The 6947-nt window shown below is 71.8% G+C and carries 6 protein-coding genes; all 6 read left to right on the top strand.

Annotated features, from left to right (window positions below):
- The coding region (locus RIF68_RS21705; RefSeq protein ID WP_309052952.1) for a CoA-acylating methylmalonate-semialdehyde dehydrogenase at window positions 1-1380 on the top strand (1380 nt) is incomplete at its 5' end.
- A 37-nt stretch (window positions 1381-1417) separates the two neighbouring features.
- Window positions 1418-2770 (top strand): aspartate aminotransferase family protein, encoded by a 1353-nt coding sequence (locus RIF68_RS21700; RefSeq protein ID WP_309052954.1) that lies wholly within the window; start codon window positions 1418-1420, stop codon window positions 2768-2770.
- 483 nt (window positions 2771-3253) lie between these two features.
- Window positions 3254-4516, top strand: a complete 1263-nt coding sequence (locus RIF68_RS21695; RefSeq protein ID WP_309052951.1) for an FAD-dependent oxidoreductase — start codon at window positions 3254-3256, stop codon at window positions 4514-4516.
- Window positions 4517-4542: 26 nt separating this feature from the next.
- On the top strand, window positions 4543-5460 hold the full coding sequence (locus RIF68_RS21690) for a dihydrodipicolinate synthase family protein (protein WP_309052950.1): 918 nt from the start codon (window positions 4543-4545) through the stop codon (window positions 5458-5460).
- Window positions 5457-6557, top strand: coding sequence for a proline racemase family protein (locus tag RIF68_RS21685; RefSeq protein ID WP_309052949.1), 1101 nt, complete (start codon window positions 5457-5459; stop codon window positions 6555-6557). Before RIF68_RS21690 ends, RIF68_RS21685 begins: the two co-directional genes overlap by 4 nt.
- Window positions 6558-6649: 92 nt before the next feature.
- A partial coding sequence (locus tag RIF68_RS21680) for an aldehyde dehydrogenase family protein (RefSeq protein WP_309052953.1) occupies window positions 6650-6947 on the top strand: 298 nt, incomplete at its 3' end.

Here is a 6947-nt window from a genome sequence, read left to right as displayed (position 1 = left end):
GCCCCGACCGCCACCGTCGACGAGGCCGTGGCCGCGGCCGCCACGGCGTTCCCGGGATGGCGCGACACCTCCGTCGCCCGCCGGACCCAGGTCATCTTCGCCTTCCGCGAGCTGCTCAACGCCCGCAAGGGCGAGCTCGCCGAGATCATCACCGCCGAGCACGGCAAGGTCCTGGACGACGCCCTCGGCGAGGTCGCCCGCGGCCAGGACGTCGTCGAGTTCGCCTGCGGCATCCCCACCCTGCTCAAGGGCGGCTTCACCGAGAACGCCTCCACCAAGGTGGACGTCCACTCGATCCGCCAGCCGCTGGGCGTCGCGGCCATCATCGCCCCCTTCAACTTCCCCGCCATGGTGCCGATGTGGTTCTTCCCGGTCGCCATCGCCGCCGGCAACACCGTGGTGGTCAAGCCCAGCGAGAAGACCCCCACGGCCGCGCTCTGGATGGCCGAGCTGTGGAAGGAGGCCGGTCTGCCCGACGGCGTCTTCAACGTGGTGAACGGCGACAAGGAGGCCGTCGACGCGCTGCTCGACAGCCCGGACGTCGCCTCCGTGTCCTTCGTGGGCTCCACCCCGATCGCCCAGTACGTCTACGAGCGGGGCACCGCCCACGGCAAGCGGGTCCAGGCCCTCGGCGGCGCCAAGAACCACATGCTGGTGCTGCCCGACGCCGACCTCGACCTCGCCGCCGACGCGGCCGTCAACGCCGGCTACGGCGCGGCCGGCGAGCGCTGCATGGCGATCTCGGCGATCGTGGCCGTCGAGTCCGTCGCCGACGAGCTGGTCGCGAAGATCGCCGAGCGCACCCGCACGCTGCGCATCGGCGACGGCACCCGCGGCTGCGACATGGGCCCGCTGGTCACCGCCGCCCACCGCGACAAGGTGGCGAGCTACATCGACGCCGGCGAGCAGGCCGGTGCGACCCTGGTGCTCGACGGCCGCCAGGTCGACCCGGACGCCGAGGGCGAGGGCTTCTTCCTCAACCCGACCCTGTTCGACCACGTCACCCCCGAGATGTCGGTCTACACCGACGAGATCTTCGGCCCCGTCCTCTCGACGGTCCGCGTGGCCGGCTACGACGAGGGCGTGGCCCTGATCAACAGCAACCCCTACGGCAACGGCACCGCGATCTTCACCAACGACGGCGGCGCCGCCCGCCGCTTCGAGAACGAGATCCAGGTCGGCATGGTCGGGATCAACGTGCCGATCCCCGTCCCGATGGCCTACTACTCCTTCGGCGGGTGGAAGAACTCGCTGTTCGGCGACACCCACGCCCACGGCGCCGAGGGCGTCCACTTCTTCACCCGCGGCAAGGTGGTGACCAGCCGCTGGCTGGACCCCAGCCACGGCGGCCTCAACCTCGGCTTCCCGACCAACGCCTAAGGAGCACACCGTGACCGACACCACCACCGAGACGCCCGTGCTCACCGCCGAGGAGATCGAGGCCGGCCGCCGGGCCTACGAGCTGGACCGCGCCCACGTGTTCCACTCGTGGTCCGCGCAGGGCTCCCTGGACCCCATGACGGTGCTCAGGGCGGAGGGCTCCTACGTCTGGGACGGGGAGGGCAACCGGCTGCTGGACTTCTCCTCCCAGCTGGTCAACACCAACATCGGGCACCAGCACCCGAAGGTGGTCGCCGCCATCGTGGAGCAGGCGCAGACCCTGTGCACCATCGCCCCGCCGCACGCGAACCCGGCCCGCTCGGAGGCGGCCCGGCTCATCGCCGAGCTGACCCCCGGCGACCTGAACCACGTGTTCTTCACCAACGGCGGCGCCGACGCCGTGGAGCACGCCATCCGCATGGCCCGCCTGCACACGGGCCGGCACAAGGTGCTCTCCGCCTACCGCAGCTACCACGGCGGCACCCACCTGGCGGTCAACGTCACCGGGGACCCCCGCCGGTTCTCCAGCGACTACTCCGACTCGGGCGTGGTCCACTTCATGCCCGCCTACCACTACCGCTCCTACTTCGACGCCACCACCGAGGCGGAGGAGACCGAGCGGGCGCTGCGGCACCTGGAGGACATGATCGTGCTCGAGGGCGCGCAGAACATCGCCGCCCTGATCCTCGAGTCGATCCCCGGCACGGCCGGGATCTACGTCCCCCCGGCGGGCTACCTGGAGGGCGTCCGGGAGCTGACCCGCAAGTACGGCATCGTCTACATCGCCGACGAGGTCATGGCCGGCTTCGGACGCTCCGGCAAGTGGTTCGCCGTCGACCACTGGAACGTGGAGCCGGACCTGATCACCTTCGCCAAGGGCGTGAACTCGGGCTACGTCCCCCTCGGCGGCGTGGCGATCTCGGAGGCCGTCCACAACACCTTCCGGGACCGCCCCTACCCCGGCGGGCTGACCTACTCGGGCCACCCGCTGGCGTGTGCCGCCGCGGTGGCGGCGATCAACGCCATGCGCGACGAGGGCATGATCGAGCACGCCGCGTGGCTGGGCGAGAACGTCCTCGGCCCCGGGTTGCGCGAGATCGCCGAGCGCCACCCGTCCGTGGGCGACGTCCGCGGCACCGGGTGCTTCTGGGCCGTGGAGCTCGTCAAGAACCGCACCACCAAGGAGCCGCTGGCTCCCTACGGCGGCTCCTCGCCCGCGATGAACGAGCTCGTCGCCGCGCTCAAGGCCGCCGGACTGCTGCCGTTCGCCAACTTCAACCGCATCCACGTGGTGCCCCCGCTGAACATCAGCGAGGAGGACGCCCGCCGCGGGCTGGAGATCCTCGACGCCGCCCTGGAGGTGGCCGACCGCCACGCGCAGAGCGCCTAGGCCTCGCCGGACGCCCTGACCCCACCGGTCAGCGGCACCGGTGAGCGCTCGCAGGAGCCGAGCAGTGGATCCTGCGAGCACGGAAGAAGGGGCGAGCGCTCCCGGGCTGTCACCGCCTGGGAGCGCTCGCCCCGATCCGTCCGCTCACGCCCCGCACCGGAGTCCACGGACCGTGCCACCGGGGACCGGACCGGCCGCCCCGGTTGCTGCGGAGTCCCGGGCGAAACAGGGAATTTACCGCGCGGGGTAGACGTGGCACCGGTCACATGCCTACCCTCGGTACAGAACGGGTTGTCAGACAATAAAACAGTCTGCTGGCCAGGGGTGCCGGGCTCATCCTCCGGTCACCTCCGGGTGCCCCGTCCGCGCCGGCCGACACCGTGGCCGCCTCCGTCCCGAGGCGTCCGGGGCGCGGCGACGCGAATCCAGCACGGCTCGTGGGCGCCGCCCCTCGTCGGCGGCCCACCAGGAAGGAACGAGAACATGCACGTTGTGGTCGTCGGAGGAGGCGTGGTCGGTCTGACCACCGCCTACCACCTGGCTAGAGAAGGCGCCGAGGTCACCCTCGTCGACGCCCGGGGCACCGGCCTGGGCACCTCGGAGGTCAACGCCGGATGGGTCTGCCCGGCCGAGTCCGCGCCCGTGCCCGGTCCCGGGGTGATCCTCAAGTCCATGAAGTGGATGCTCCGCCCGGACAGCCCGCTCTACATCAAGCCCTCCCTGGAGCCGGCATTCCTGAAGTTCCTCACCGGCATGTGGCGCCACTCCAACGCCAAGGCCCAGCGGGCCGGCTTCGAGGGCCACCTCGCCCTGGCGCAGGAGACCCTCGAGGTCTTCGACGACTACCGCAGCGACGGCATGGACTTCGAGATGCACACCAGCGGGCTGCTCATGGCCTTCAAGGAGGAAGGGAACCTCGAGCACCACCTGGACAACCTCGACCTGGCCCGGCGGTTCGGCCGCGACCCCCGCGTCCTGCGCGGCGACGAGGTCCGCGAGCAGGAGCCCCTGCTCTCCGACGAGGTGATCGGCGGCATCTACTACCCCCACGAGCGCCACCTCGACCCCGGGGCACTGACCCGGGCCCTGGCCAAGCGCATCGCCGAGATGGGCGTGACGGTCGTGGAGGACGCGCCGGTCGACGAGGTCGAGACCTCGGGGGACCGCATCACCGCGGTCCGCTCCGGGGACCGTCGCTTTCCCGCCGACGCGGTGGTGCTGGCCGCCGGCGCCTGGACCGGGAAGATCTCCCAGAAGTTCGGCATGCTGCTCCCGGTGCGTCCGGGCAAGGGCTACAGCGTCGAGGTCCCGAAGTTGGGCCTGCGCAGCGCCGTCAACCTCTCCGACGCCAAGGTCGCGGTCACCCCGTTCCACGGCCGGCTGCGCCTGGCCGGCACCATGGAGTTCGGCGGCCTCGACGAGAACGTCAACCAGGTGCGCGTCGACGCCATCCTGCGTGCCCCCAGCAGCTACTTCCGCGGCTGGAACCCCCCGGCGGAGAAGGTCACGGCCCGCGCCGGCATGCGCCCCATGACCCCGGACGGCCTGCCCATCATCGGGCGCATCGGCCCCATGTCCAACGCCTACGTCTCCACGGGCCACGGGATGATGGGCGTCACCCTGGCCCCGGGCACCGCCTCGGCACTGACCGAGCTCATCCTGCACGGGCGCCTGCCCTCCGCCCTCGAACCCTTCGCCGCCGAGCGCTTCACCGGCCAGCGGCGCGCAGTCCGCTCCGCAGCCTGACACCCCATCCCCGAAAGGACACCATCATGACCCAGCGCAAGAACGTGAACCTCCGCGGCATCCTCGCCGCCGTGACCACCCCGTTCACCGCCGACGCCTCCGCCGTCGACGAGGACGCCCTCCGGCAGAACGTCGACCGCCTCGTCGAGGCCGGCATCCACGGCCTGGTGCCCACCGGCACCACCGGTGAGTTCACCACCCTCTCCGACGCCGAGTACCGGCGCGTCATCGAGCTCTACGTCGAGGCCGCCGCCGGCCGCGTCCCCGTGGTCGCCGGGATCGGCGCGCTGTCCACCGACGGCGCGATCTCCCTGGCCCAGCACGCCGAGTCCGTGGGCGCCGACGCCCTGATGCTCGTGCCCCCGTTCTACGACCCGCTGGACTTCGACGCCCTCGTCGCCTTCCTCTCCGACGTCGCCGCGTCGGTGACGCTGCCGATCGTCTACTACAACGTCCCCGGCGCCACCGGGCTCCAGCTCGACGCCGCACAGATCGCCTCCCTCGGCGACATCGACGGCATCGACTACCTCAAGGACACCTCGGGCGACGCCGTGGCCCTGGGCGACCTGCTGACCAACCACGGCGACAGGATCAAGGCCTTCAACGGCTGGGACACGCTGACCTTCTTCGGCATCGCCAGCGGCGCCCAGGCCTCCGTGTGGGGCGTGGCGGGCATCGTGCCCGAGCTCGCCGTGGAGTTCTGGAACACCCTGGCCGAGCGCGGTGACCTCGCCGCCGCCCGCGAGCAGTGGAAGACCCTGTGGGCCATCAGCGACTTCCTGGAGTCGGTGAACTACGTGGCCGGCATCAAGGCGGGCCTCGAGCTCCTGGGCGTGCCGGCCGGCCCCCCGCGCCGCCCCATCCAGCCGCTCTCGGAGGAGAACCGGCAGCGCTTCGCCCAGATCCTCGAGAACGCCGGCGTCCTGAAGCCCGCCACGGCATGACCGAGATCCTCAGCCTGGACTCGGTCGAGGTGCACGCCGAGGGCGAGCCGGGACGCATCCTCACCTCGGCGGCGCACCTGGTCCGGGGAGACACCATGGCTGAGCGCCTGCAGTACTGCCGGCAGCACCTCGACGGGCTGCGCCGGCTGGTGCTGCAGGAACCGCGGGGCTATCCCGCCATGTGCGCCGTTCTCCTGCTGCCCCCGGTCCAGCCGGGGTCGGACTTCGGCATCGTGGTGCTGGAGCAGGGCGGGTTCACCCCGATGTCGGGGTCGAACACCATCTGTGCCGTCACCGCCGCGATCGAGACCGGCATCGTCGACCGTCCCGGCCCCGTGGTCGAGGTCGCCGTCGACACTGCGGTGGGCACGGTGCACGCCACCGCCCGGGTGGAGGACGGGAAGGTCCGCTCCGTCACCGTGGCCAACGTCCCGTCCTTCGTCGTGGGGCTCGACGTGCCGCTGGAGGTCCCCGAGCTGGGCACGGTCCCGGTGGACGTCGTCTTCGGCGGGCAGTTCTTCGCCCAGGCACGGGTCGCCGACCTGGGCCTGGACCTGGACCCGGCGCGGGGCAAGGAGCTGGCCCGCGCCGGGGCGCTGATCAAGCTGGCGGCCACCGAGCAGATCGACGTGGTCCACCCGGACAACCCCGGCATCCGCGGCGTGAACCTGATCATGCTGCACAGCGGCGACCCCGTGCCCGGCGAGCCCTCCCGCAACACCGTGGTGCTGACCAACGGACCGGTGCGGGCGGACGACCCGGAGAGCTGGACCGGTGTCCTGGACCGCTCCCCGTGCGGCACGGGCACCTCCGCCCGGATGGCCGCGCTGCACGCCCGCGGGCAGCTGGAAATCGACCAGCCGTTCCGGCACCGCAGCATCATCGGCACCGAGTTCGTCGGCCGGCTGGTGGGGACCACCACCTCGGGCGGACGGCCGGCGGTGCTGCCCACCATCACGGGCCGCGGCTGGGTGACCGGCCACAGCCGGTGGGTGCTCGACGACTCGGACCCCTTCCAGCGCGGATACAGCGTCGGGGACATCTGGGCCCCGGGCGCGGCGACCTCCCCTCTCGTACCCACAGCAGCAAAGGACTGATCATGACCGACACGACCACCAGCGCATCCACCCTGCAGGGTGCGACCGAGTCCGGGACCCCGGTGCAGACCGGCCTCTGGATCAACGGGCGGATGACCGCCGGCACCTCGGGAACGACCTCCGAGGTCATCAACCCCTCCGACGGCACGGTCGTGGCCACCGTGGCCTCCGCCGGCGACGAGGACGTGGACGCCGCCGTGGAGGCGGCGCGGGCCGCGTTCCCGGGCTGGTCCCGGGCGACCCCCGCGGAGCGCTCCGCGGTGCTGACCCGGTTCGCCGTCCTGCTCGAGGAGCGGGCCGAGGAGTTCGCGGTGCTCGAGAGCCGCCAGGCCGGCAAGCCGATCCGCCTGACCCGGGAGTTCGACGTCCCCGGCACGATCGACAACGTGG

It is taken from the genome of Streptomyces sp., from assembly GCF_031178505.1.
Classification (GTDB): Bacteria; Actinomycetota; Actinomycetes; order Streptomycetales; family Streptomycetaceae; genus Streptomyces; species Streptomyces gulbargensis.
The sequence above is the reverse complement of the archived record's forward strand: the minus strand, read 5'-3'. Positions and strand labels throughout refer to the sequence as shown.